The organism is Streptomyces sp. NPDC014801, from assembly GCF_043082085.1.
GTDB lineage: Bacteria > Actinomycetota > Actinomycetes > Streptomycetales > Streptomycetaceae > Streptomyces.
Genome location: NZ_JBIBXG010000006.1, coordinates 251,708 through 276,113 on the forward strand (window position 1 = coordinate 251,708; position 24,406 = coordinate 276,113).

Consider the following 24,406-nt stretch of genomic DNA (forward strand, 5'->3'; position numbering starts at 1 on the left):
GGCAGCCGGGTGGCGGGCTCGCCGGCATCGGGCCGCAGTCGCGGCACGCGGGCGTTCCGCGGCTCCGGCGCGGGTGCCCCGCTGTCGGCGGACCCGCCGCTCACGGCCTGCCAGGCAGCGCAGCCGCCGCGCGCTCCGGGCGCACACGGGCGCCGACGGGCTCCGGCGGGCGTCGCTGGGCGCCGACGGGCTCCCGCAGGCGCCGACGGGCTCCGGCAGGCGTCGATGGGCGCCGACGGGCTCGGGCAGGCGCCGACGGGCTCCGGTGGGCGCACACGGACGCCGACGGGCTCGGGCAGGCGCCGACGGGCTCCGGTGGGCGCACACGGACGCCGACGGGCTCCCGCAGGCGCCGATGGGCTCCGGCGGGCCGTGACGCGCGCCCGACGCGTCACGCCCGCCCCGGACCCCGGGACCCACGACCCGCTCCAGCCGCCCCGCAGGAAGGCGGCACCGCACGTCGGTCCCTTACGCCGTGCCGCTGATGCGGGGGAGGGCCGAGACCGCGGCCGGCTGTTCGCCCGCCGGCTTGGCGTGGGCGGCGGTGACCGGGCGGGACCGCAGCCGGTGGCTCACCGCCTCGTCCAGGGTCACCGGCCGCTGCGCCTGCGCCGCCAGCCGTCCGGCCTCCTGGCCCAGTCGGGCGACGTCCTCCCAGGGCAGCCGGAGCACCACGGCCAGCTCCGCCTCGCCGTCGGGCAGCGCGTGCATCGCGGGAGTCACTCGGTCGTTCATCTGCCTGTCCCCTCGTCGGCCCCGCGGCGCGCCTTCCCCGCGCCGCGGGCGGTTGACGGGTCATACGCGCGAGCGGCCCCGCACGTTCACCGATTCGCGCGCCGCATCGCGGGCAGTAGTTCCTCGTGGTCATCCCCGTCCATGACGTGAACCCCGTGCGCCGCACCCCCTGGGTGACATACGCGCTCATCGCCGCCAATGTCGTCGTGTTCCTGTTCACGCCCGGCCTCGCCGGGTCCGTGGCCGGGGAGAGCACCCTGGCGCAGACGTGCCACCTGCACGCGTTCCTGGACCACTGGGCGGCCGTGCCGCGCGAGCTGATCCATCATCAGATGCCGCACCTGGTCCCCACCGGGAACGTGGGCGTGGGCGCGCACGGCGCGGGCTGTGTGGTGGCCCCGCCGTCCTACGACAAGTCGCCCCCGCTGAGCGTGTTCACGGCGATGTTCCTGCACGGCGGCTGGCTGCACCTGCTGGGCAACATGCTCTTCCTGCTGATCTTCGGCAACAACGTCGAGGACCGCATGGGCCACGTGCGCTTCCTGCTCTTCTACGTCGTCTGCGGCTACGCGGCCGGCTACGGCTTCGCCGTCCTCAACGCGAACTCCGGCGACCCGCTGATCGGCGCGTCCGGGGCGATCGCCGGGGTGCTCGGGGCGTACCTGGTGCTGTACCCGAAGGCCAGGGTGTGGGTCCTCGTGCCCTTCCTGATCTTCCTGCCGCTACGGCTGCCGGCGTGGCTGGTGCTGGGCTTCTGGTTCGTGCTCCAGGCGGTGTACTCCGCGGGCGAGGGCGTCTCGTCGGCCGGCACCGTGGCCTACGCGGCCCACGTGGTCGGCTTCATCGCGGGCATGCTGATCGCCCTGCCCCTGCGCCCCGGCACCCCACCGCCCCCGGAACCACGCGGCCTGCTCTTCGGCCGGAACGCCCGGCCCCGGCAGACGTGGTGACACGGGCCGGGGGCCGGCCACCCGCCCCCGGCCGTCTCTCTGCGCCCGTCAGCGCTCCGTCTGCGTGTGGACGTACTCCACCAGGCGGGTCAGGGCGTCGGGGTCGGTGGAGGGCATGACGCCGTGGCCGAGGTTGAAGACGTGACCCTCCAGGGCGGCGGCCGACTCCAGCACCTCGCGGGTCTTGGCCTCGACGGCGGAGCGCGGGGCGAACAGGACCGTCGGGTCGAGGTTGCCCTGGAGCGCCTTGCCGGGGCCGACGCGGCGGGCGGCCTCGTCCAGCGGGACGCGCCAGTCGACGCCGACGACGTCCGCGCCGGCCTCGCCCATCAGGCCGAGCAGCTCGCCGGTGCCGACACCGAAGTGGATGCGCGGCACGCCGTAGGACTCGACGGCCCGGAAGACCTTGGCGGAGGCGGACAGCACCGAGCGGCGGTAGTCGACGGGCGCGAGCGCGCCTGCCCAGGAGTCGAAGAGCTGCACCGCGGAGGCGCCGGCCTCGATCTGCACCTTCAGGAAGGCGGCCGTGATGTCCGCGAGCCGGTCCAGCAGGTCGGCCCACAGCTCCGGGTCGCCGTACATCATCGCCTTGGCGTTCTCGTACGTGCGCGACGGTCCGCCCTCGACGAGGTAGCTCGCGAGGGTGAACGGGGCGCCGGCGAAGCCGATCAGCGGGGTGGCGCCGAGCTCGGCGGTGAGCAGGCCGATGGCCTCGGTGACGTAGGGGACGTCCTCGGGGGTGAGGTCGCGCAGCTGGGCGAGGTCGGCGCGGGTGCGGATCGGGTTCTGCACCACGGGGCCGACGCCCGGCTTGATGTCGAGGTCGACGCCGATGGCCTTCAGCGGGACGACGATGTCGCTGAAGTAGATCGCCGCGTCCACGCCGTGCCGGCGCACCGGCTGCAGCGTGATCTCCGTGACCAGGTCGGGCCGCATGCAGGAGTCCAGCATGCCGACGCCCTCGCGCACCTTGCGGTACTCCGGCAGGGAGCGCCCGGCCTGCCGCATGAACCACACCGGCGTGTGCGGCACGGGCTCGCGCCTGCACGCCTTCAGGAAGGCGCTGTCGTACGTCGCTGTCGGCTGCTTGCCCGAGGGGCTTCCGTTGGCACTCACGACGGCAAGTCTCGCACGCCACGCCAGGCCCTCCGCCCGCACCCGCCCGGCAACAGGCTGGGCCGACGGGGGGTGTCTTGCCCTGCGCGAGGGCCCGCTTCCCCTTACTCTTCCCCGCATGGCTGCGGCTCAGGGACGACTGTCGGACGGCGCTGACGGAATGGACGACGCGAGGGGCACCGGGGAGGGAAGGGGAGGCGGCGGATCGGTTCCACTGGTCTTCCGGGCCGCCGTCGACGCGTTGCGCACGGCGCGGCTGCGCCCCCAGGTGGAGATCGAGCCGACCCCGGCGCCGCAGCGGCTCGCGCCCTACGCGTACGCGCTGGAGGCCGCGGTGGTCGACGGCGAGACGGAACTCGCCGACGGCCGGCTGGTGCTGCTGCACGACCCGGCCGGGCACGACGCCTGGCGGGGCACGTTCCGGCTGGTGACGCTGGTGCGGGCGGAGCTGGAGCCGGAGATGGCGGCCGATCCGCTGCTGCCCGAGGTGTGCTGGTCGTGGCTGACGGGGGCGCTGACGGCGCGCGGGCTGGCGTTCGGCGAGCCGAGCGGCACGGTCACGCGGGCCGGCTCGCACTACTTCGGGGGCCTGTCGACGCGGCCGCCCGCCTCGCAGATCGAGATCCGCGCGTCCTGGACGCCCCGCGAGGGGCTCGGCGGCGTGCCGGACACGGCGGCGCACCTGGCGTCCTGGTGCGATCTGCTGGCCCAGGTCGCGGGCCTGCCGCCGGCCGGGCCCGGCGACGCGTCGGTGGTGACGCTGCCGCAGCGGCGGGGGCCGCAGTCACCCTGACGGAGTGATGCCCGCGGGCGGCCGCCCACGGCTGGTCGGCTACGCCGGCTGCCTGCGGACGGGTCGCGTACGGACGGGTCGCCTGCGGACGGGTCGCGTGCGGCTCGGGCAGCCGGCGGGCTGGCCCTCGTGGCTGGACGGCGGCCTGCCTCGCGTGGCTCGGGTCGCCGGCGGCTGTCGCTCGTAGCTCAGGTTTGCCGGCGGCCGGTCCCTCGCGGTCGGTCACCCGCGGTCAGTCACCCGCGGTCAGTCACCCGCCGTTCCTCCTGGTTCACCCCCGGAACGGGTTTGCGGCGGCTCTTTGACCGTCACTTTGTCGATACGGCCACATTCAGTCACGACGACCACTCGAACGAACCGATTCGTTCACCGAACGATCGACCGCATGTCCGAATTGCACAGATTGTTACTCACTAAATCGTGATCTTTCCCTAAAGGGCCCGGGCTTCGCTGCCGAAGACGACTGTGACCTTGAAAGCCGTCCCGCCCCTCAGGAGGCCTGGTGTCCGTTCTCCTCGAGCAGCCCTCAAGCCTGGTCGCCTACCGCCCGAACAAACCCACCGCCATGGTCGTCGTCGCCGACCCCCGTGTCCGCTCCACCGTCACCCGCCACCTGTGGGCGCTCGGCGTCCGCGACGTCATCGAGGCCTCCTCCATCGCGGAGGCCCGTCCCCGCGTCGGCAACCCCAGAGACATCTGCGTGGCCGACGTCCACCTGCCGGACGGCTCCGGCCTGACCCTGCTGTCCGAGACCCGCGCCGCGGGCTGGCCCAACGGGCTCGCCCTGTCCGCCGCGGACGACATCGGCGCCGTACGCAACGCCCTCGCGGGCGGCGTGAAGGGCTACGTCGTCACCGGCACCCGCACCGCCGTCGGGCTCCCCACCCGGCCCGGTGCCGCCCCCATCGGCGCGGCCGCGGCCCGCCTGCACCGCCGCCCCCCGGGTGCCCCGAGCCACCCGGGTGGCTACCGCGAGCTGTCCGGCCGCGAGGTGGAGGTGCTGCGGCTGGTGGCGGAGGGCCAGTCGAACAAGGCCATCGGTGTCTCGATGGGCCTGTCCGCGCTGACCGTCAAGAGCCACCTCGCCCGCATCGCCCGCAAGCTGGGCACCGGCGACCGCGCCGGAATGGTCGCCGTCGCCCTGCGCACCGGCATCATCCACTGACCTCTCCCCCGATCCCCTCCCCTCCCTTCGTCCCCGCCCTTCCCCGGCCGCTCGCCACCCCCGTCCTTCACTGACGTGAACGGGACGGGACCGCGATCCCGCCCCTCCTCCCCCATCGGTTCGTGAACCCGGCATGACAGCGAACTGACCGGTTTACGACCCTTCGGCGCCCGTCGACGGAACGTTCCGTCGACGGGCGCCGTCCATACATGGATACCCTTGACAGGTGACCGACGCCCACGACACCGCAGCAGACACTTCACTGCGAACCACCGGAGGCGCCCCTCCGGACGACGGCGGATCTTCTGCTACGGAGGCGCCGATCCCGCTGCTGGAGCCGCGCGAGGGCATCCCGCCCGTCGTCGCGGACCAGGCGGCGCTCGCCGAGGTGGTCGCCGCCTTCGCCGCCGGCTCCGGCCCCGTCGCCGTCGACGCCGAGCGCGCCTCCGGCTACCGCTACGGGCAGCGCGCCTACCTCGTGCAGCTGCGCCGCGAGGGCGCCGGCACCGCTTTGATCGACCCCGTGGCCTGCGGCGACCTGTCGGATCTCGGCGCGGCGCTGGCCGGCACCGAGTGGGTGCTGCACGCCGCCACCCAGGACCTGCCGTGCCTGCGCGAGATAGGCATGGTGCCGACGCGCCTGTTCGACACCGAGCTGGCCGGACGGCTGGCCGGCTTCCCGCGCGTCGGGCTCGGCGCGATGGTCGAGAACGTCCTCGGCTTCGTCCTGGAGAAGGGGCACTCCGCCGTCGACTGGTCCACCCGCCCGCTGCCCGAGCCCTGGCTGCGCTACGCCGCCCTCGACGTGGAGCTCCTGGTCGACCTGCGCGACGCGCTGGAGAAGGAGCTGGAGCGGCAGGGCAAGCTGGAGTGGGCCCGCCAGGAGTTCGACGCGATCGCCTCCGCGCCGCCGGCCGAGCCGCGCAAGGACCCATGGCGGCGTACGTCCGGCATGCACAAGGTGCGGCGCCGGCGGCAGCTGGCCGTGGTGCGCGAGCTGTGGCAGACCCGGGACCGGATCGCCCAGCGGCGGGACGTGTCGCCGGGGAAGGTGCTGTCCGACGCGGCCATCGTCGAGGCCGCGCTCGCCCTGCCGTCGAACGTCCACGCCCTCGCCGCGCTCGGCGGCTTCGGGCACCGGATGGGGCGGCGGCAGCTGGAGCAGTGGCAGGCCGCCGTCGACCGGGCCAAGGCCCTGCCGGAGGCGGAGCTGCCGCAGCAGGGGCAGCCGGTGACCGGGCCTCCGCCGCCGCGTGCCTGGGCCGACAAGGACCCGGCCGCCGCGGCGCGGCTGTCCGCGGCGAAGGCGGGTGTCTCGGCGCTGGCCGAGCGTCTGAAGCTGCCGCAGGAGAACCTGATCACGCCGGACACGGTGCGACGGGTGTGCTGGGAGCCGCCGAAGGTGGTCGACACGGAGTCGGTGGCGGAGGCGCTGGCCGCCCATGGCGCTCGGGCGTGGCAGGTGGAGCTGGTGACGCCGGTGCTGGTGTCCGCGCTGTCGTCCTGACCGGACGGGAACCGGGACGATGCGCGCGGCTGGCGGTGCCTGGGGGTCGCGCAGTTCCCCGCGCCCCTGTGCCGGGGCGGTGCCCCGCCGTTTTCGGCTGCGGGTGCGTTGTGGTTGTTCGCGCAGTTCCCCGCGCCCCTGGCGGGGCGGTGGCCCGCCGTTGTCGGCTGCGGGCCCCGTCGTGGTTGCTCGCGCCGTTGCCCGCGTCCCTTTCGGGGCGCGGGTTTTTGCTGCCTGCGTGACACCCGTCCCTCAAGCCGGGTCGAGGCGGTGGGATTGCGCCAAGATCTGGGGGGTGGCCAGGTGGAGCGCCGGAGGCGGTGTGTGACGTTCGCCGCTACGGGCGGCAGGACTGGGCAGCGACGTTACTCGTAAGTAGCATGGGAACTGAGCGCGCGCTCAGCGCATCGCAGCAGTGCCATCCCGCACCCTGGAGGAGAGCCATCGTGCCTCGTACCGTCAGGGACGTCGTCTTCGTCGACGGCGTCCGCACCCCGTTCGGCAAGGCGGGCCCGAAGGGCATCTACCACGAGACCCGCGCCGACGACCTTGTCGTGAAGGCGATCCGGGAGCTGCTGCGCCGCAACCCCGGTCTGGACCCGAAGACGATCGACGAGGTCGCCATCGCCGCGACCACGCAGATCGGCGACCAGGGCCTGACCCTCGGCCGCACCGCCGGCATCCTCGCGGGCCTGCCGCAGTCCGTCCCCGGCTACTCCATCGACCGTATGTGCGCGGGCGCCCTGACGGCCGTCACCTCGGTCGCCGGCTCCGTCGCCTTCGGCGCGTACGACGTCGCCATCGCCGGCGGTGTCGAGCACATGGGCCGCCACCCGATGGGCGAGGGCGTGGACCCCAACCCGCGCTTCGTGAGCGAGAAGCTGGTCGACGAGTCCGCCCTGTTCATGGGCATGACCGCGGAGAACCTGCACGACCGCTACCCGTCGATCACCAAGCTGCGCGCCGACGAGTACGCGGTGCGCTCGCAGGAGAAGGCCGCCAAGGCGTACGCCAACGGCAAGATCCAGCAGGACCTGGTGCCGATCTCGGTGCGCCGGACCAACCCGGAGGGCGGTGAGACCGGCTGGGGTCTCGTCACCGCCGACGAGCCGATGCGCCCGGGCACCACCCTGGAGAGCCTGGCCGGCCTCAAGACGCCGTTCCGCGTCCACGGCCGGGTCACCGCGGGCAACGCGGCCGGTCTGAACGACGGCGCCACCGCCTCGGTCATCGCGAGCGAGGAGTTCGCCCGCGAGAACGGCCTGCCGGTCAAGATGCGCCTCGTCTCCTACGCCTTCGCCGGCGTGGAGCCGGAGGTCATGGGCTACGGCCCGATCCCGGCGACGGAGAAGGCCCTCGCCAAGGCGGGCCTGTCGATCTCCGACATCGGCCTGTTCGAGATCAACGAGGCCTTCGCCGTGCAGGTGCTGGCCTTCCTCGAGCACTACGGCATCGCCGACGACGACGCGCGCGTCAACCAGTACGGCGGCGCCATCGCGTTCGGCCACCCGCTGGCCTCCTCCGGCGTCCGTCTGATGACGCAGCTGGCCCGCCAGTTCGAGGAGCAGCCGCACGTCCGCTACGGCCTGACCACCATGTGCGTCGGCTTCGGCATGGGCGCGACGGTCATCTGGGAGAACCCGCACTTCGACGGAGGCGACAAGTGAGCACCACCGCTGAACTCCTGAAGGGCGCGGCCGAGCTGTTCCCGGACGAGGTCGTCACGCAGGCGCACGTACGCCACTTCGACCTGCCGCTGGGTGCCGGGCGCTTCGCGCTCATCACGCTGGACAACGGCCACGACCACACCAAGCCGACCACCTTCGGCCCGCAGTCGCTGGCGAACCTCAACACCGCCATCGACCAGGTCGAGAAGGAGGCGGCCGAGGGCGCGATCGTCGGCGTCGGCATCACCGGCAAGCCGTTCATCTTCGCCGTCGGCGCCGACCTCAAGGGCGTCGAGCTGCTGAAGGAGCACAAGGACGCGCTCGCCATCGGCAAGGGCGGCCACGACGTCTTCAAGCGCCTCGCGGGCCTCGCGGTCCCGACCTTCGCGTACTACAACGGCGCGGCGATGGGCGGCGGCGTCGAGGTCGGTCTGCACTGCACCTACCGCACGGTGTCGGCGGCGCTCCCGGCGTTCTCGCTGCCCGAGGTCTTCCTCGGCCTGGTCCCCGGCTGGGGCGGCTGCACGCTGCTGCCGAACCTGATCGGCGCCGACAAGGCCGTGACGGTGATCATCGAGAACAGCCTCAACCAGAACAAGCAGCTCAAGGGCAAGCAGGTCTACGAACTCGGCATCGCCGACGCGCTGTTCGAGGGTGCGGACTTCCTGGAGCAGTCGCTGATCTGGACGGCGGCCGTCCTCAAGGGCGAGATCGTCGTCGAGCGCCCCGCGATCGACCGCGGCGAGGCCTGGGACCAGGCGGTCGCCCGCGGCCGCTTCATCGCCGACTCCAAGGTGCACGGCGCGGCCCCGGCCGCCTACCGCGCCCTGGACATCATCGCCGCCGCCAAGAACGGCGACCTGCAGCAGGGCTACGACGCCGAGGACCAGGCGCTCGCCGACCTGATCATGGGCGGGGAACTGCGCGCCGGCATCTACGCGTTCAACCTGGTGCAGAAGCGCGGCAAGCGCCCGGCCGGCGCGCCGGACAAGTCGCTGGCCCGTCCCGTCACCAAGGTGGGTGTCGTCGGCGCCGGCCTGATGGCCAGCCAGCTCGCCCTGCTCTTCCTGCGCCGCCTGGAGGTGCCGGTCGTCCTGACCGACATCGACCAGGAGCGCGTCGACAAGGGTGTGGGCTACGTCCACGCCGAGATCGACAAGCTGCTCGGCAAGGGCCGGATCAACCAGGACAAGGCCAACCGCCTCAAGGCGCTGGTGACCGGTGTCCTGGACAAGGCCGAGGGCTTCGCGGACGCGGACTTCATCATCGAGGCCGTGTTCGAGGAGATGGGCGTCAAGCAGAAGGTGTTCGCGGAGGTCGAGGCGGTCGCCCCGGCGCACGCCATCCTCGCCACCAACACCTCCTCGCTGTCGGTGTCGGAGATGGCGTCGAAGCTGCAGCACCCGGAGCGGGTCGTCGGCTTCCACTTCTTCAACCCGGTCGCGGTGCTGCCGCTGCTGGAGATCGTCCGCGGCGAGCAGACGGACGACGCCTCGCTCGCGACGGCGTTCGCCGTGGCCAAGAAGCTGAAGAAGACCGCGGTGCTCGTCAAGGACGCCCCGGCGTTCGTGGTCAACCGCATCCTCACCCGCTTCATGGGCGAGATCCAGAACGTCATCGACGAGGGCACCCCGGTGGCCGTGGCGGAGAAGGCGGTCGAGCCGCTGGGCCTGCCGATGTCCCCGCTGGTCCTGCTGGAGCTGGTCGGCCCGGCGATCGGCCTGCACGTCTCCGAGACGCTGCACGGCGCGTTCCCGGACCGCTTCACGGTCTCCCCGAACCTCAAGGCGGTCGTCGAGGCGGGCAAGCGCGGCTTCTACGTCTACGACAGCGGCAAGCCGGAGCTGGACCCGGAGGTCGCCGCGCTGCTGCAGCAGGGCGACACCGTCCTGACGGAGGAGCAGGTCCGCGCCCGCGTCCTGGACGCCGTGGCGCAGGAGATCGGCCTGATGCTCGACGAGGGCGTCGTCGCCGAGGCCCAGGACATCGACCTGTGCCTGATCACCGGCGCCGGCTGGCCCTTCCACCTGGGCGGCATCACCCCGTACCTGGACCGCGAGGGCGTCAGCGACCGCGTGAACGGCAAGAAGTTCCTGGCCCCCGGCGTGGCGTCGATCCCGGCGTAACTCCCCTGGCACGCAGGGCCCCCGCTTCCCGGCGGGGGCCCTTCGCCGTTCCGCGCCCGCTCCCGCTCCCGCTCGAACGTACGGCCGTCGCCTGTACGCCATTCCGGGCACGATCGGCCGATCATCGGCTTATAGTGCGGGATTGACAGGGCTACGCGGACCGGCCCTCCCCCACCCGAGTCCTCCACGCCGCAGCCACGCCGCTCCCGGCACGACCAGCGAGGACCCGACACGCGATGAGCCAGTCCCCGACGTCCCAGCCCAGCGACGACGCACCGGCCCGAAGACGGGACGGCCGGGGCGGCCGGGGCGGCCGCCGCGTCGGACGGAAGATCCTGCTCGGCCTCGCGGTGGTCGTGGTCGCCGCCGCCGGCACCGGCTACTGGCTCTACAGCGACCTCGACGGCAACATCAAGGACGTCGACATCGACCGCGCGATCGGTGACGACCGGCCCGTGAAGGCGCCGACGTCGGGGCAGAACATCCTGATCCTCGGGTCCGACTCGCGGGCCGGGGCCAACGCCGCGCTGGACGACGACAAGGTGGCCGGGGCCCGTTCGGACACGGTACTGGTGATGCACATACCCGAGGGACGCACCCGGGCCGTGGCGGTCAGCATTCCGCGGGACACCCTGGTGACGCGGCCCGAGTGCGCCAAGGCGGACGGGTCGACCGTCGCCCCGGCGAAGCGTGTGATGTTCAACTCCATCTACTCGCAGGTCGGTCCGGCCTGTGTGGTCAAGACCGTGGAGAAGATGTCCGGCGTCCGCATGGACCACTACGTCGAGGTCGACTTCGCCGGCTTCAAGGGGCTGGTGGACGCCATCGGCGGGGTCACCGTCACCGTCGATCAGGACATTCACGACAAGTCCAGCGGCCTGAACCTGAGCGCGGGCACCCACCGTCTCGACGGCACGCAGGCCCTGCAGTTCGTGCGCACCCGGCACGGCGTCGGTGACGGCAGTGACCTCGGCCGGATCGGGCTGCAGCAGCAGTTCCTGATGGCGCTGCTGACCGAGATCAAGCAGCAGGACCTGCTGGGCAGCCCGACGAAGACCTACAAGATCGCCGACAAGCTCACCGCCGCGCTCACCACCGACTCCGACCTCGCCTCGCTGACCAAGCTCGCGGAGTTCGGCCGCAGCCTGAACGGTGTGAACCCGTCCACCATGGAGACGATCATGCTTCCGGTGGCGTACGACAAGGTCGATCCCAACCGTGTGGTGGCCGCCGAGCCGCAGGCGTCAACGCTGTGGAAGGCGGTCCGCGACGACGCCGAGATCCCGGAGTCCGCGAAGAAGTCCCCCGCCAAGGGCGGCTGAGGGTCCCTCGTCCGCCGACCGCGCCGGGGCCGTTGTGCCAGGCTGGCCCCATGGACGACAGCACCCCCCTGCTCGTGATCGTCGACGGTGCGAATGTCGTCGGGTCGGTGCCCGACGGCTGGTGGCGGGACCGGCGCGGGGCCGCCGAGCGGCTGCGCGACCGGCTGGCCGCGCGCGGGCTGCCGGGGTACGGCGGTCACGACGGCGAGGTGGAGCTCGTCCTCGTCGTCGAGGGCGCCGCCCGCGGCGTGGCCTCCGTGCCCGGCGTACGGGTCGAGGACGCGCCCGGCAGCGGCGACGACCACATGGTCGACCTGGTCGCCCGCGCCGCGGGCCGCCGCTGCCTCGTCGTCACCGCCGACCGGGAACTGCGCCGCCGCGTCACGGCCCTGGGCGCCGAGGTCACCGGCCCCCGGTCGGTGCGCGACGACTGAGCCGCCGCCGAACCCGTCGCCGGTCGCCGACCCCGTCACCGGTCGCCCACCCCATCGCGGTCGCCGACCCCGTCGCCGGCCAGCCGGCAGAGCCGTTCCGTTCCGTTCAGGGCCGGGCGCCAGAGCCGTTCCGTTCAGGGTCGGGCGCCCGGGCCCGGCGCGTCGGCCGGTTCCTGGGCGCGGCGCGCCAGGCGGCTGTGGCTGCGGCCGTACAGGAAGTAGACGGCGAAGCCGATCACCATCCAGATGCCGAAGCGGACCCAGGTCTCGGCCGGCAGGTTGAGCATCAGCCACAGCGAGGCGCACACCGACAGGATCGGGATGAACGGCACCCACGGGGTGCGGAAGGCCCGGTGCAGTTCGGGGCGGGTGCGGCGCAGGATGATCACGCCGATGGCGACCACCACGAACGCGAACAGCGTGCCGATGTTCACCAGCTCGGCCAGTTCGCTCAGCGGGGTGAAGCCGGCGAGGATCGCGATGAGCACGCCGAGCAGAATGGTCGGCCGGTGCGGGGTCTTGAAGCGCGGGTGCACGTGGGAGAAGAAGCGCGGCAGCAGTCCGTCGCGGCTCATCGCGAAGAAGACCCGGGTCTGGCCCAGCAGCAGGATCATGCAGACGGTCGTGAGGCCCACCGCGGCCCCGAAGCTGATCAGGCCCGCGAACCACGGGTGCCCGGTGGCCTTGAAGGCGTCGGCGAGCGGGGCGGTGATGGACAGCTTGGTGTAGTGCTCCATGCCGGTCACGACGATCGACACCGCCACGTACAGCACCGTGCAGATGAAGAGCGAGCCGAGGATGCCGCGCGGCATGTCGCGCTGCGGGTTGCGGGTCTCCTCGGCGGCCGTCGCGACGACGTCGAAGCCGATGAAGGCGAAGAAGACGACCGAGGCCGCGGTGAAGATGCCCATGACGCCGAAGTTCGACGGCGCCCAGCCGAAGATCAGCTGGATCAGCGGCGCCTTCAGGTCACCGCCCGCCTCCACCGGCTTCTGCGCGGGGATGAACGGGTGGTAGTTGTCGCCGTTGACCAGGAAGGCGCCCGCGATGATGACGATGAGGACGACGGTGACCTTGATCGCGACGACGACCGAGGTGACGCGCGCGGAGAGCTTGGTGCCGAGGACGAGGATGCCGGTGAGCACGAGGACGAGCGCGGCGGCGAGGATGTCGAAGCCGAAGCCGTGGGCGCCGTCCCGGGTGCCCAGCGCCGCCGGCAGGTGCCAGCCCGCGTTGTCCAGCAGTGAGGCGATGTAGCCGGACCAGCCGACGGCCACCACCGCCGTCCCGAGGGCGAACTCCAGCACCAGGTCCCAGCCGATGATCCAGGCGGGCATCTCGCCGAGCGAGGCGTAGGAGAAGGTGTACGCCGACCCGGCGACCGGGACGGTGGAGGCGAACTCGGCGTAGCACAGCGCGGCCAGGGCGCAGACCACGCCCGCCACCACGAAGGCGAGCGCCGTCGCCGGGCCCGCGTTGTTCTTGGCGACGGTGCCGGTGAGGACGAAGATGCCGGTGCCGATGATCACACCGACGCCGAAGACGGTCAGATCCAGCGCGGACAGCGATTTCTTGAGCGCGTGCTCCGGTTCCTCGGTGTCGGCGATGGACTGCTCGACCTTCTTCGTCCGGAAGAGGGTGCTGCTCACGGTGGACCTCCCACGCGGTGTCGTCCTCGGCATGGTCGAGAGGGGGTGTGGTGCGTATGCCCCACCGTGGGCCTCGTCACGCGAACGGGCCGGTCGCACCACTCTTCACAGTGGCGCAACCGGCCCAGTCCGGCACGTCGGAGGATCAGTCGCGAGCCGGTTCCGCCTCCGCGGCTGCGTCGAAGCGGCCGTCCAGCTTGGCGACCAGCCCGGTGACCTGGCGGGCGATGTCCGGCGCGGTCAGCCCGATCTCGGCGAGCACCTCCGAGCGGGAGGCGTGGTCGAGGAAGCGCGGCGGGATACCGAAGTCGCGCAGCGGCACGTCCACCCCGGCGTCGCGCAGCGCCTGCGCGATCGCGGAGCCGACGCCACCGACGCGGCTGTTGTCCTCGACGGTGACGACGACCCGGTGCCGCTCGGCGAGCGGCGCCATGGCCTCGTCCACCGGCTTGACCCAGCGCGGGTCGACGACGGTGGTGGAGATGCCCTGCTTGTCCAGCAGGCCGGCTACCTCCAGGCACATCGGGGCGAGTGCCCCGACGGAGACGAGCAAGACATCCGGGCGGTCGGTGCCCGGCTCGCGCAGCACGTCCATGCCGCCGACGCGGCCCACGGCCGGTACGGCGGGGCCGACGGCGCCCTTGGAGAAGCGCACCACGGTCGGCGCGTCCTCGACCTCGACGGCCTCCCGCAGCTGGGCGCGGACCTGGTCGGCGTCGCGCGGCGCGGCGAGCCGCAGGCCGGGCACGACCTGGAGGATCGACATGTCCCACATGCCGTTGTGGGAGGCACCGTCGGTGCCGGTGACCCCGGCCCGGTCCAGGACGAAGGTCACCCCGCACTTGTGCAGGGCCACGTCCATGAGGACCTGGTCGAAGGCGCGGTTGAGGAAGGTGGCGTACACCGCGAACACCGGGTGCAGACCGCCGTGCGCGAGGCCGGCCGCGGAGACGGCGCCGTGCTGCTCGGCGATGCCGACGTCGTAGACCCGCTCCGGGAAGGCCTTGGCGAACCGGTCCAGGCCGACCGGCTGGAGCATCGCGGCCGTGATGGCGACGATGTCCTTGCGCTCCTTGCCGAGCTTGACCATCTCGTCGCCGAAGACACTCGTCCAGTCGGCGCCGGAGGTGGAGATCGGCAGGCCGGTGTCCGGGTGGATCTTGCCGACGGCGTGGAAGCGGTCGGCCTCGTCCTGCAGGGCGGGCTGGTAGCCGCGGCCCTTCTCGGTGAGGCAGTGCACGATCACCGGGCCGCCGAACCGCTTGGCGCGGGCCAGCGCCGACTCCAGCGCCTCGATGTCGTGGCCGTCGATCGGGCCGACGTACTTCAGGCCGAGGTCCTCGAACATGCCCTGCGGGGCGATGAAGTCCTTCAGGCCCTTCTTCGCGCCGTGCAGCGTGTCGTACAGGGGGCGGCCGACGACCGGGGTGCGCTCCAGGAGGTCCTTGGTGCGGGCCAGGAAGCGCTCGTAGCCGTCGGTGGTGCGCAGGGTCGCCAGGTGGTTGGCGAGGCCGCCGATGGTCGGCGCGTAGGAGCGCTCGTTGTCGTTGACGACGATGACGAGCGGGCGGTCCTTGGCGTCGGCGATGTTGTTCAGCGCCTCCCAGGCCATGCCGCCGGTGAGCGCTCCGTCGCCGATGACGGCGACGACGTGGCTGTCGCGTTCGAGCAACTGGTTGGCCTTGGCGATGCCGTCGGCCCAGCCGAGCACCGTGGAGGCGTGGCTGTTCTCGATCACGTCGTGCTCGGACTCGGCCTGCGAGGGGTAGCCGGACAGGCCGCCCTTCATCTTCAGCCGGGAGAAGTCCTGCCGGCCGGTGAGCAGCTTGTGGACGTAGGACTGGTGGCCGGTGTCCCACAGCACCTTGTCCTTCGGCGACTCGAAGACGCGGTGCAGCGCGATGGTCAGCTCCACGACGCCGAGGTTCGGACCGAGGTGGCCGCCGGTCTTGGAGACCGCGTCGACGAGGAAGGTCCGGATCTCGCCGGCCAGCTGGTCCAGCTCCTCCAGGCTGAGCCGGTCCAGATCGCGCGGTCCCGAGATGCGGGTCAGCAGCGGCACCCGTGCCTCCTTGCAGTAGAGCTGATCGAGCAATTGCCGGGCCTGTCGAGTCTAATGTTCCGCCCGGGGAAACGATGCCGGGGGCAGTGACACAGCAGTGCCCGGCGCCATGAAGGCACCGGGCACCGGAACGCCCCGAAGGGGCGCGGGGAACCGCGCGACCAGCCACGACGGACCGGCACGCGCAGTCACACCCGCACCCCTGCTGCGGCGCCCGCGAAGCGCTACGCGCGACCCGCGGTCTTCTGCGTCTTCCGGGTGATGGAGTCGATGACGACCGTGGTGAGCAGCACCGCCGCGGTGATCATGTACTTCACCGGCTCGGCGATGGACTCCAGCTGCAGGCCGTACTGGATGGACACGATCACCAGCACACCGAGCAGCGCGTTCCACGTGCGGCCGCGGCCGCCGAAGAGCGAGGTGCCACCGATGACGGCCGCGGCGATCGCGTTCATCAGCAGGTCACCGGTGCCGGCGCTCTGGTTGGCGGAGGCGATCTTCGAGGCCAGGAACAGGCCGCCGATCGCCGCGAACCCACCGGAGATGGCGAACACGGAGATCCGCACGGCGGTGACGTTGATGCCGGCGCGCCGGGAGGCCTCCACGCTGCCGCCGAGCGCGAACACCTTGCGGCCGTAGGTCGTACGGCGCAGCAGGAAGTCCGTGCCCACCAGGAAGGCGAGGAAGATCACGGTGGCCAGCGGCAGGCCCTTGTACTGGTTGTACATGTACGCCGCGGCGAAGGAGATCACCGCGAGCAGCACCGTGCGCAGGACGGTGTCGCTCATCGGCCGCGAGGGGACGCCCGCGGCCTCGCGGCGCCGGTTGCCGAGGAAGGAGGAGAGGAAGAACACGATCACGACCACGGCGGCCAGCCCGTACGCGGCGGCCACGTCGGTGAAGAAGTACGTGGTCAGCTTGCCGATGAGGCCCTCGCTGTCGAGGTTGATCGTGCCGTTCTCGCCGAGGATCTTCAGCATGAAGCCGAGCCAGAACAGCAGGCCGGCCAGGGTGACGGCGAAGGCGGGGGCGCCGAGGACGGCGAAGAAGAAGCCGTGCGCGGCGCCGATGGCGCAGCCGGCGACGACCGCGACGAGCACGGCCGCCCATTCGGGCCAGCCCTGGTTGACGGCGAGGACGGCGGCGATGGCGCTGGCCGCGCCGCTGACCGAGCCGACCGCGAGGTCAATCTCGCCGAGCAGCAGCACGAACACGATGCCGACGGAGATCATGCCCGTGCCGACCATCGTGACGGTGATGTCGCTGATGTTCTGCGCGGACAGGAACTCGGAGTTCAGGCTCTGGAAGACGACGCAGATGATGATCAGGCCGAGGATGACGGGCATGGAGCCCAGCTCGCCCGCCTTCACCTTGCGCTTGAACTCGCCCAGGTAGCCCGCGAGACCCTGCTCGCGGACGAGGAGGCGGGGGTCGACGGCGACGTCGGCGCCGGCGGCCGCCTCGGGGTTCACGACCTGCTCGTCCTGCGCGGTCGTGGAGGTCTTGTCGATGCTCACTTGGAAACCTCCCCGTTCGTGCTGGACGTGCGGGCCGCACGGCGGGTCACGGCGTTGTCGGTGGCGCCGGTGATGGCGGAGATGATCTCTTCCTGGGAGGTCGTCTTGACCTCGAAGACACCGTTGTTGCGGCCGAGCCGCAGCACCGCGACCTTGTCGGCGACGGCCTTGACGTCGGCCATGTTGTGGCTGATCAGGATGACGGCGTGCCCGCGCTCGCGCAGCCGCTCCACGAGGTCGAGCACCTGTGCGGTCTGCTCGACGCCGAGGGCGGCGGTGGGCTCGTCGAGGATGACCAGCTTGGGCTCGCCCAGCATGGAACGCGCGATGGCCACGGTCTGGCGCTGACCGCCGGAGAGCGAGGCGATCGGGATCCGGACGCTGGGGATGCGGATCGAAAGGGTGCGCAGCAGTTCCTGCGAGCGCCGCTCCATCTCGACCTCGTCGAGGACGCCCCACTTCCGCAGCTCGCGGCCGAGGAAGAGGTTGCCGACGACGTCGATGTTGTCGCAGAGCGCGAGGTCCTGGTAGACCGTCGCGATGCCCAGGGACTGGGCGTCGTGCGGCCTCGAGATCGAGACCTTCCTGCCCTCCCATTCGATGGCGCCCTCATCGATGGGGTGCACGCCGGCGATCGTCTTGACCAGCGTGGATTTTCCGGCGCCGTTGTCGCCCACCAGGGCGACCACTTCACCGGCGTGGACCTCAAGCTCTACGTCGGTGAGCGCCTGAACGGCACCGAACCGCTTGGAGACCCCGCGCAACGCCAGCACGGGCGTAGCGGACACGTGAACCATCTCCTTCGCCGCCTGACCCGGCGGAAGGGTTGTGCAGAAGAGTTGGGGGGGTGTTCCGTCCGGCGCCCCGCCACTGAGCTTGCGGGGCTGTCCGATGCGCGGGGCGCCGGAGGAGCGGGGAAGCAGCGTGTGCTGCTTGCGGGGGCCGGTCCGCCTGCGCCGGGCCCGCACTGGGGCGGGCCGGCGGACGCGGACGGCCGCTGCTTACTTCAGACCGATCTTGTCGCAGGCCGCCTTGTACTTGGCGGTGCAGATCTCGTCGATGGTGTAGACGCCGTCCTTGACGACAGTGTCCTTGATGTTGGCCTGGGTCAGCGAGGTGACCGGGACCAGGACGGACGGGACGTCCTTCTGGCTGGCGCTGGAGACCTTGTCCTTGGCGACGGAGTCCAGGGACTGGCCCTTGGCGAGCGCGACGGCCATCGCGGCGGCGGCGTCGGCCTCCGGCGCGTAGGGCTTGTAGACGCTCATGTACTGGTCGCCGGCGACGATGCGCTGCACACCGGCGAGCTCGGCGTCCTGGCCGGTGACGGGGACCGTGACGCCGGCGGCCTTGAGGGCGGTGATGATACCGCCGGCCATGCCGTCGTTGGCGGAGTAGACGCCCGCGATGTTCTTGGCGCCGACCGCGGAGATCGCCGCCTCCATCTCGGAGTTGGCGTTGTCCGGCGACCACTCCTTGGTGTCGTACTCCTTGGCGACGGTCACCTTGCCGTCGAGGACGGAGTGGGCGCCCTGCTTGAACTGGGCGGCGTTCGGGTCGGTCACCGAGCCGTTGATCATGACGATCTTGGAGGCGGGGGTGGCCTTGGCGCCCAGGGCCTTCAGCAGGGCCTCGCCCTGCGTCTTGCCGACCTGGACGTTGTCGAACGAGGTGTAGGCGCTGATCGGGCCCTCGGCGAGGCGGTCGTAGGCGACGACCTTGATGCCGGCGTCGACGGCCTTCTTGACCGAGTTCTGGATGGCCTTGGCGTCGACCGCGTCCAGGATGAGGACGTCCACCTTGTTGGTGATCATCGTGTCGACCTGCTGCGCCTGCAGGTTGGCGTCCTGGCGGGCGTTGTTGTACTGGATGGTCGCCTTGCCGCCCGTGAGATCCTTGATCTTCTTCTCGATCAGGGGCCGGTCGAACTTCTCGTACCGGGCGGTCTTGTTCTCCGGAAGGAGCAGACCGATCTTGATGTTGTCGCCCTTGGCGGCGGCGGAACCGGAGGACTCGCTCTTGCTGCCGCTCGACTCCTTGGCGCTGCCACAGGCGGCGAGCGAAACGGCCATCGCACCGGCGGCAACAACCACGGCGGCACGACGCATACGCGTGTTCACTTCGAAAAACCTCCCTGACGAGGCCGCGTCGTTGCGGCCGAGGTGGCTGGAAGTCAACTCGGCCACACGTACGACGTCAAGAAGTAAATCCTTAACGAGATGGCAACGGTGCCATCCGTTCTCTAAGTGAAGGCAGGCACACCCGCAGTGGGCGCGCCGTCCAAAAGTGTCGAATCGCCCATCTCGCTGAGTGCGAGCGCGAGCGCTCCGAGCACCTCCGCACGGCCCCCAAGTGCCCCGGGGAGAACGGAGAGTTGGCGCGCCGCGCTGGGGATCGCATAACGGCCGACGGACTCCCTGATGGGCCCGAGCACCAGCTCACCGGCCTCGGCGAGATCACCACCCAGGACGACCCGGCTCGGGTTCAGCAAGTTGCAGAGATTGGCCACTCCACTGCCGATGTGACGGCCGACGTCGGCGATCACCCGACGACAGCCCGGGTCTCCCTCCTTGGCCAGCCGTACGACGCCCTCCATGGTCAGGTCGGTGCCGTGGCTGGACTGGAGCAGCGGCAGCACGTAGCGCGCCGCCGTGAAGGTCTCCAGACAGCCGCGGTTTCCGCAGCGGCAGACCGGTCCGGATTCATCAAGAGTAATATGACCGATTTCTCCCGCTGTGCCACCGGGGCCGCGATAGATCTTGCCGTCGATCACCAGACCGGCGCCGACACCGCTGGCGACCTTGATGTAGGCCAGGTCGCGCACTCCCCTGCCGCTGCCCCAGACCAGCTCGCCGAGGGCGCCGAGGTTGGCGTCGTTGTCCACGTGCACGGGCACGCCGAGGCGCTCCCTCAGCTCCTCGGCGGGCTTGGTGCCGGTCCAGCCCGGCAGGATCGCGGTGGAGCCCAGGGTGCCGGACTCCACGTCGATCGGGCCGGGCACGCCGAGGCCCACGCCGGCCACCTTCGAGCGGTCGACGCCCGTTGCTGCGATCAGGCGATTGACCAGCTCCTCGGCCCGGTCCAGGCCCTGCGCGGAGGAGGCGTCGACGTCCAGCGGCTCGGACTCCTCGGCGAGCACCTGGTGGGCCAGGTTGCCGACGGCGACGCGCAGGTGGGTGTGGCCGAAGTCGACGCCCACGACGATGCCGGCGTCCCCGCTGAGGCTGACGCTGCGGGCCCGGCGGCCGCCCGCCGAGGTGGGTGTGACCTCGACCGTTCCGCCGTCCTTGAGCTCGCGGACGATGTTGGAGACCGTCGCCGCGGACAGGCCCGTGGTCCTCGCGATCTCCGCCTGGGTGAGGGATCCCGCCAGCCGGACGGCGCGTACCACCCGCTCCAGGTTGGCTCGGTGCAGCGACGACTGCGACCCCGGAGTCTCCACGACGACCTCCTGCGCACGGGGCCGCTTCGATGAGGCCCCGCTCTATGTCCAACTAGTGAACTCTAAGCTGAGCCGTTCGTGGGCCCGCCCGTCAAGAGGTTGAACACTTTCCACCTCCGTACACGCGATCTCACCGTGCGTTTCCGACGCCGGGACGCCCCGCACGCGTGCGATCGCACAGCGCGACGAAGGGGCGCAGGGCACACGACCGCGCGCCGCCCCCGGAGGGAACGGCGCGCGAGGACGGTCGCAGCGGGACCGCTACTTCAGGGCCCCCGCCGTGAGCCCCTGGACCACCTGGCGCTGGAAGACGATGTACGCCGCCAGCACCGGCAGCATGGCCATCACCAGGCCGGCGAACAGGCCCGACCAGTCGCCCTTGTAGCCCTGGCTGACGGCCAGCTGGACCAGGCCCTGGGTGAGGACCCGCTTGTCGGGGTCGGTGTTGAGGACCGTGGGCAGCATGTACTGGTTCCACTGGCCCAGGAAGTTGAAGATGCCCACGCTGATCAGGCCCGGCTTGGCCATCGGGAGCATGATCTGGAAGAACGTCCGGCTGTGCGAGGCCCCGTCCACGAACGCCGCCTCCGCCACCGAGGTCGGCAGCGAGCGGAAGAACGCGGTCAGGAAGAACACCGTGAACGGCAGCGAGTACGCGATGTACACGAGGATCAGGCCGTGGATCGTGTTCAGCAGGCCCATGTTGTTCACGACGTAGAACAGCGGGACCAGCGCCAGCATGATCGGGAAGCTCATGCCGCCGACGAACAGGTAGTAGATGAACCGGTTGCCGGGGAAGTCGAAGCGGGCCAGCACATAGGCCGCCATCGAGCCCAGCACCAGCGTGCCGATGAGCGAGCCCCCGACCACCAGGATCGTGTTGAGGAAGTAGTCGCTCATGTTGGCGTCGGTCCACGCCCGCGCCCAGTTCTCGAAGTGCAGCTTGTCGGGCAGCGACCAGGGCGAGCCGAAGATGGAGCTGTCGTCCTTGAAGGACGTCATCACCGCCCACAGCAGCGGCATGACCACCATGATCGCCCAGACGACGAGGATGCCGTGCGAGAAGACGTTGAGGACATGGCCCTCCTTCTTCGCCGCACGCGGCTTCGCCGCCGGTACGTCCACCTTGGTGACCGGCAGGCCCGACTCGGCCGGAATCGGGGCGGGGGATTCGGTCGTCTTCATCAGAACTCCAGCCGCTCGCGCCGGCCCAGCCGCATGACGACGGCCGCGAAGGCCAGCGTGACGACGAGCAGGGCGACGCCGATGGTGGTGGCGTAGGCGGCCTGACCGTCACGGAACGCCTTCTGGTACACGTACAGGACCATGACGGTGGTCGAGTAGTCGGGGCCGCCCGGTCCGGTCGTCATGATCTGCACGACCGCGAAGGACTCGGCGCCGAGCGCCAGGATGCCCATGTACACCCAGCCGGACTGCACGGTGTCCCACAGCAGCGGCAGGGTGATGCGGAAGAACGTGGTGAAGCGGTTCGCCCCGTCCAGCAGCGCCGCCTCGTACAGGTCCGCCGGGATGGACGCCATGCCCGCCGAGAAGAGCACCACGAAGAAACCGACCGTCGACCAGACCAGAACGGCCATCACACACCACAGCGCCAGACTCGGGTCGCCCAGCCACAGCGGCTGCACGCTGTCCAGCCCGATTCCCCGCAGGACCGAGTTGATGGCGCCGCTGTCCGGGTTGTACGCGAAGGCGAACAGCAGGGCGACGATCGCGATCGAGAGCACCTGCGGGAAGAAGTACACGATTTTGTAGAACGACGACCCCCGCACGCCGGAAATGACCGGCCCGCCCTTTCTCCGCCGTCCGCCCACATTGATCATGAAGGAGAAGAACAGCGCCAGGCTGAGCGTCACCAGCGGCAGCACCAGTGCGAACAACAGGCTGTGCTGCAACGACTTCCAGAAGATGTCGTCGTCGAGCATCCTCTTGTAGTTGTCGAAGCCGACCATCTTGAATTCGGGGCTCAGGCCCGTCCAGTCCGTGAAGGAGTAATAGATGGACTGGATGAACGGCCACACCACGAACAGGGCGTACAGCCCCAGGGGAACCGCCAGGAACCCCACGATGAACCGGTATTTACCGTGCTGCATTACTACCGACCCCGATCTCTGGGCGGGCTCTGCCGCCAGGGCCGCCCGGGCCGGTCAGCGCGCCGGGCGGTCCCTGGTGACGGTTCGTCACTGGTGCTTGTAGTGCTTGATCGAGCTGTCCTTGGCGGCCTCGTCGGCGAAGCCCTGGATCTTCTTGATGGCCTCCGCCGGGGTGAGGCGGCCGGCCATCATCTCGCCCAGGCCGGCCACACCGATCTTCTCCTTCTGCAGCTGCACGTACCAGTCCTGCAGCCGCGGGTTCACCACGTTCTGCCCGGCCTTGTCCAGCGCCGCCACACCCGACTTCAGACCGGGGGTGAGGGTGATGCCGTCGGTGCCGCCGTTGTAGGCGGTCAGCGACTTCACCTTGGCGGTGAAGTTCTTCGAGGACGCCTCGCTGAGCATGATGCGCAGCTGCTCCATGCCGCCGGTGCCGTTCTTGGCCTTGGCGGGCACGATGAAGGGCTCGCCGCCGGAGGCCCAGATGGTGCCGAAGGGCATCTTGTCGGAGGCGTCCAGGCCGGTGGGCGCGGAGACGGCGAGGTTGAAGTCGGCGGGGATGACGTTGGCCGACTCGTTCTCCACCCAGGAGCCGTTCGGGATGAACAGCGCCTTGCCCTTGGCCCACGCGGTCTGCGACTGGATGTGGTCCAGGCCGGGGGTGCCCTGGAGGACGTAGCCCTTCTTGTACAGCTCGTAGTAGGCCTCGAAGCAGGCCTTGACCGCCGGGTGCTTCCAGGCGTTGGGCTCCAGGTTGTCGATGGCGTCGAGCACCTCGCGGCCCCCGACCTTGCCGATCATCGGGTAGAGCGAGAAGGGCAGGTAGTAGGGGTACTTGCCGGCGTAGGTCCAGCCGGCCATGCCCTTCTTCTTGGCCTTCTCGCACACCGCGAGCATCTGGTCCCAGGTCTCGGGGTACTTCTCGTCGAGCGCGTCCAGGGCCTTCTGCGAGTACCAGACGCCGTACACGGTGTAGGCGTAGTACAGGATCCAGACCTGCTGGCCGTCGAACTGGCCCATCTCCACGATGCCGGGCCGCAGCGTGTCGCGGACCTTCTTGTTCGGGTCGTCGTAGGACGGGGCGTCCAGCAGCGGGGTGAGGTCGGCGAGCTGGTTCTTGCCGACCAGGACGCCCATGTCCATCTGCTCGGCGCCGGAGTTGTCGATGAGGTCCGGCGGGTTGCCCTGGTTGAAGCGGGGCTGCAGGGTGGACTGGATCTTCTGGGTGGCGGAGAACTTGACGTGCGTCTTGGGGAAGTTCTTCTCGTAGATCTTCGTGGCGTCCTCGGCGTACTCCTTGCCGAAACCGCCGTCGAAGAGGACGAACTCCATCTGCGCGGTGTCATTGACGCCCAGCGGGTTCTTGGCGGTCTTCTGGCCCGCCTCGGCCTTCTCGTTGTTGTCGCTGCCGCCGCCGCTGGCACAGGCGGACAAAAAGCCCAGGGCGGGGACGGACACCAGGCCCAGCGCGGCGGACCGCTTGATCAGATCGCGGCGGCCGACGCCCTCGGTGCCGTTGTTTGCAGCGGAAGTGGATCCCATGCTCAAGTCCTCGCCTTCTCACAGGACTCAGGCGGTGAACCGGATCCTCCCCGGCACCGCGGTCGGGTCAAGCAGGGTGGAGCTTCAGTGACACAAGGGTGGTGCTGCGGGTGGTGCAGATCGTGTGAATCGCCGACAGGTATAGTCCACTTCCGGCCGACTGAGCAAGATCGAATGCAAGGTTGGCCATGGGTCTTTTCCGAGTTGAGACCTCGCGGAAATATGAACTGCCCGTGGATGCCGTGGCGGAAAAATTGCCGACATACCC

General features: G+C 70.6%; 19 protein-coding genes. 8 read left to right on the forward strand and 11 right to left on the reverse strand.

Going from position 1 to position 24,406, the window contains the following annotated elements:
• Positions 1-468: 468 nt before the first annotated feature.
• On the reverse strand, positions 469-735 hold the full coding sequence (locus ACF1AL_RS16380) for a hypothetical protein (protein WP_366837678.1): 267 nt from the start codon (positions 733-735) through the stop codon (positions 469-471).
• A gap of 125 nt (positions 736-860) precedes the next feature.
• Between ACF1AL_RS16380 and ACF1AL_RS16385 the strand changes: the two genes are divergently transcribed.
• The gene (locus tag ACF1AL_RS16385; protein ID WP_391820974.1) at positions 861-1,685 is read left to right on the forward strand and encodes a rhomboid family intramembrane serine protease; all 825 of its coding nucleotides are present in this window, start codon (positions 861-863) and stop codon (positions 1,683-1,685) included.
• A gap of 48 nt (positions 1,686-1,733) precedes the next feature.
• Here ACF1AL_RS16385 and hemE read toward each other — a convergent pair whose 3' ends face one another.
• Positions 1,734-2,801 (reverse strand): uroporphyrinogen decarboxylase, encoded by a 1,068-nt coding sequence (hemE, locus tag ACF1AL_RS16390; RefSeq protein ID WP_366837680.1) that lies wholly within the window; start codon positions 2,799-2,801, stop codon positions 1,734-1,736.
• Positions 2,802-2,919: 118 nt separating this feature from the next.
• Here hemE and ACF1AL_RS16395 point away from each other — a divergent pair, with 118 nt between their 5' ends.
• The 7 genes from ACF1AL_RS16395 to ACF1AL_RS16425 all read left to right on the forward strand — a co-directional run bounded on the left by ACF1AL_RS16395 (position 2,920) and on the right by ACF1AL_RS16425 (position 11,815).
• Positions 2,920-3,594, forward strand: coding sequence for a DUF3000 domain-containing protein (locus tag ACF1AL_RS16395; RefSeq protein ID WP_384208473.1), 675 nt, complete (start codon positions 2,920-2,922; stop codon positions 3,592-3,594).
• Positions 3,595-4,096: 502 nt separating this feature from the next.
• Positions 4,097-4,759, forward strand: a complete 663-nt coding sequence (locus ACF1AL_RS16400; RefSeq protein WP_361624703.1) for a response regulator transcription factor — start codon at positions 4,097-4,099, stop codon at positions 4,757-4,759.
• 226 nt (positions 4,760-4,985) lie between these two features.
• Positions 4,986-6,266, forward strand: coding sequence for a ribonuclease D (locus ACF1AL_RS16405; protein WP_384208477.1), 1,281 nt, complete (start codon positions 4,986-4,988; stop codon positions 6,264-6,266).
• A gap of 446 nt (positions 6,267-6,712) precedes the next feature.
• Positions 6,713-7,933, forward strand: coding sequence for an acetyl-CoA C-acyltransferase (locus ACF1AL_RS16410; protein ID WP_366841641.1), 1,221 nt, complete (start codon positions 6,713-6,715; stop codon positions 7,931-7,933).
• Positions 7,930-10,059 carry a 3-hydroxyacyl-CoA dehydrogenase NAD-binding domain-containing protein gene (locus tag ACF1AL_RS16415; RefSeq protein WP_384208481.1) on the forward strand — a complete coding sequence of 710 codons (2,130 nt, stop codon included), beginning with the start codon at positions 7,930-7,932 and terminating at the stop codon, positions 10,057-10,059. The genes ACF1AL_RS16410 and ACF1AL_RS16415 overlap by 4 nt, the downstream gene beginning before the upstream one ends.
• Before the next feature lie 236 nt (positions 10,060-10,295).
• Entirely contained in the window at positions 10,296-11,381 is a 1,086-nt protein-coding gene (locus ACF1AL_RS16420; RefSeq protein ID WP_391826265.1) for an LCP family protein, read from the forward strand.
• A gap of 50 nt (positions 11,382-11,431) precedes the next feature.
• Positions 11,432-11,815 (forward strand): NTP pyrophosphohydrolase, encoded by a 384-nt coding sequence (locus ACF1AL_RS16425; protein WP_386916004.1) that lies wholly within the window; start codon positions 11,432-11,434, stop codon positions 11,813-11,815.
• Between the two features lie 134 nt (positions 11,816-11,949).
• On the opposite strand, the gene ACF1AL_RS16430 is transcribed toward ACF1AL_RS16425, so the two are convergent.
• The 9 genes from ACF1AL_RS16430 to ngcE form a co-directional block, all read right to left on the reverse strand.
• Entirely contained in the window at positions 11,950-13,464 is a 1,515-nt protein-coding gene (locus tag ACF1AL_RS16430; RefSeq protein WP_391779601.1) for an amino acid permease, read from the reverse strand.
• A gap of 145 nt (positions 13,465-13,609) precedes the next feature.
• On the reverse strand, positions 13,610-15,526 hold the full coding sequence (gene dxs, locus ACF1AL_RS16435; protein WP_386916006.1) for a 1-deoxy-D-xylulose-5-phosphate synthase: 1,917 nt from the start codon (positions 15,524-15,526) through the stop codon (positions 13,610-13,612).
• 224 nt (positions 15,527-15,750) lie between these two features.
• Positions 15,751-17,043 (reverse strand): sugar ABC transporter permease, encoded by a 1,293-nt coding sequence (locus tag ACF1AL_RS16440; RefSeq protein WP_366841647.1) that lies wholly within the window; start codon positions 17,041-17,043, stop codon positions 15,751-15,753.
• The gene (locus ACF1AL_RS16445; RefSeq protein ID WP_366841648.1) at positions 17,040-17,840 is read right to left on the reverse strand and encodes an ATP-binding cassette domain-containing protein; all 801 of its coding nucleotides are present in this window, start codon (positions 17,838-17,840) and stop codon (positions 17,040-17,042) included. Before ACF1AL_RS16445 ends, ACF1AL_RS16440 begins: the two co-directional genes overlap by 4 nt.
• A 204-nt stretch (positions 17,841-18,044) precedes the next feature.
• Positions 18,045-19,151: a sugar ABC transporter substrate-binding protein gene (locus tag ACF1AL_RS16450; RefSeq protein ID WP_384208565.1), complete on the reverse strand. Its 1,107-nt coding sequence runs from the start codon at positions 19,149-19,151 to the stop codon at positions 18,045-18,047.
• 134 nt (positions 19,152-19,285) lie between these two features.
• Positions 19,286-20,485: an ROK family transcriptional regulator gene (locus ACF1AL_RS16455; RefSeq protein WP_391703528.1), complete on the reverse strand. Its 1,200-nt coding sequence runs from the start codon at positions 20,483-20,485 to the stop codon at positions 19,286-19,288.
• Positions 20,486-20,746: 261 nt separating this feature from the next.
• Positions 20,747-21,670: a carbohydrate ABC transporter permease gene (locus tag ACF1AL_RS16460; RefSeq protein ID WP_366841651.1), complete on the reverse strand. Its 924-nt coding sequence runs from the start codon at positions 21,668-21,670 to the stop codon at positions 20,747-20,749.
• A complete protein-coding gene (locus tag ACF1AL_RS16465) occupies positions 21,670-22,596 on the reverse strand; it encodes a sugar ABC transporter permease (RefSeq protein ID WP_366841652.1) in 927 nt (308 codons plus the stop codon). Before ACF1AL_RS16465 ends, ACF1AL_RS16460 begins: the two co-directional genes overlap by 1 nt.
• An 87-nt stretch (positions 22,597-22,683) precedes the next feature.
• Positions 22,684-24,138 (reverse strand): N-acetylglucosamine/diacetylchitobiose ABC transporter substrate-binding protein, encoded by a 1,455-nt coding sequence (gene ngcE, locus ACF1AL_RS16470; protein WP_391703522.1) that lies wholly within the window; start codon positions 24,136-24,138, stop codon positions 22,684-22,686.
• Positions 24,139-24,406: the final 268 nt, after the last annotated feature.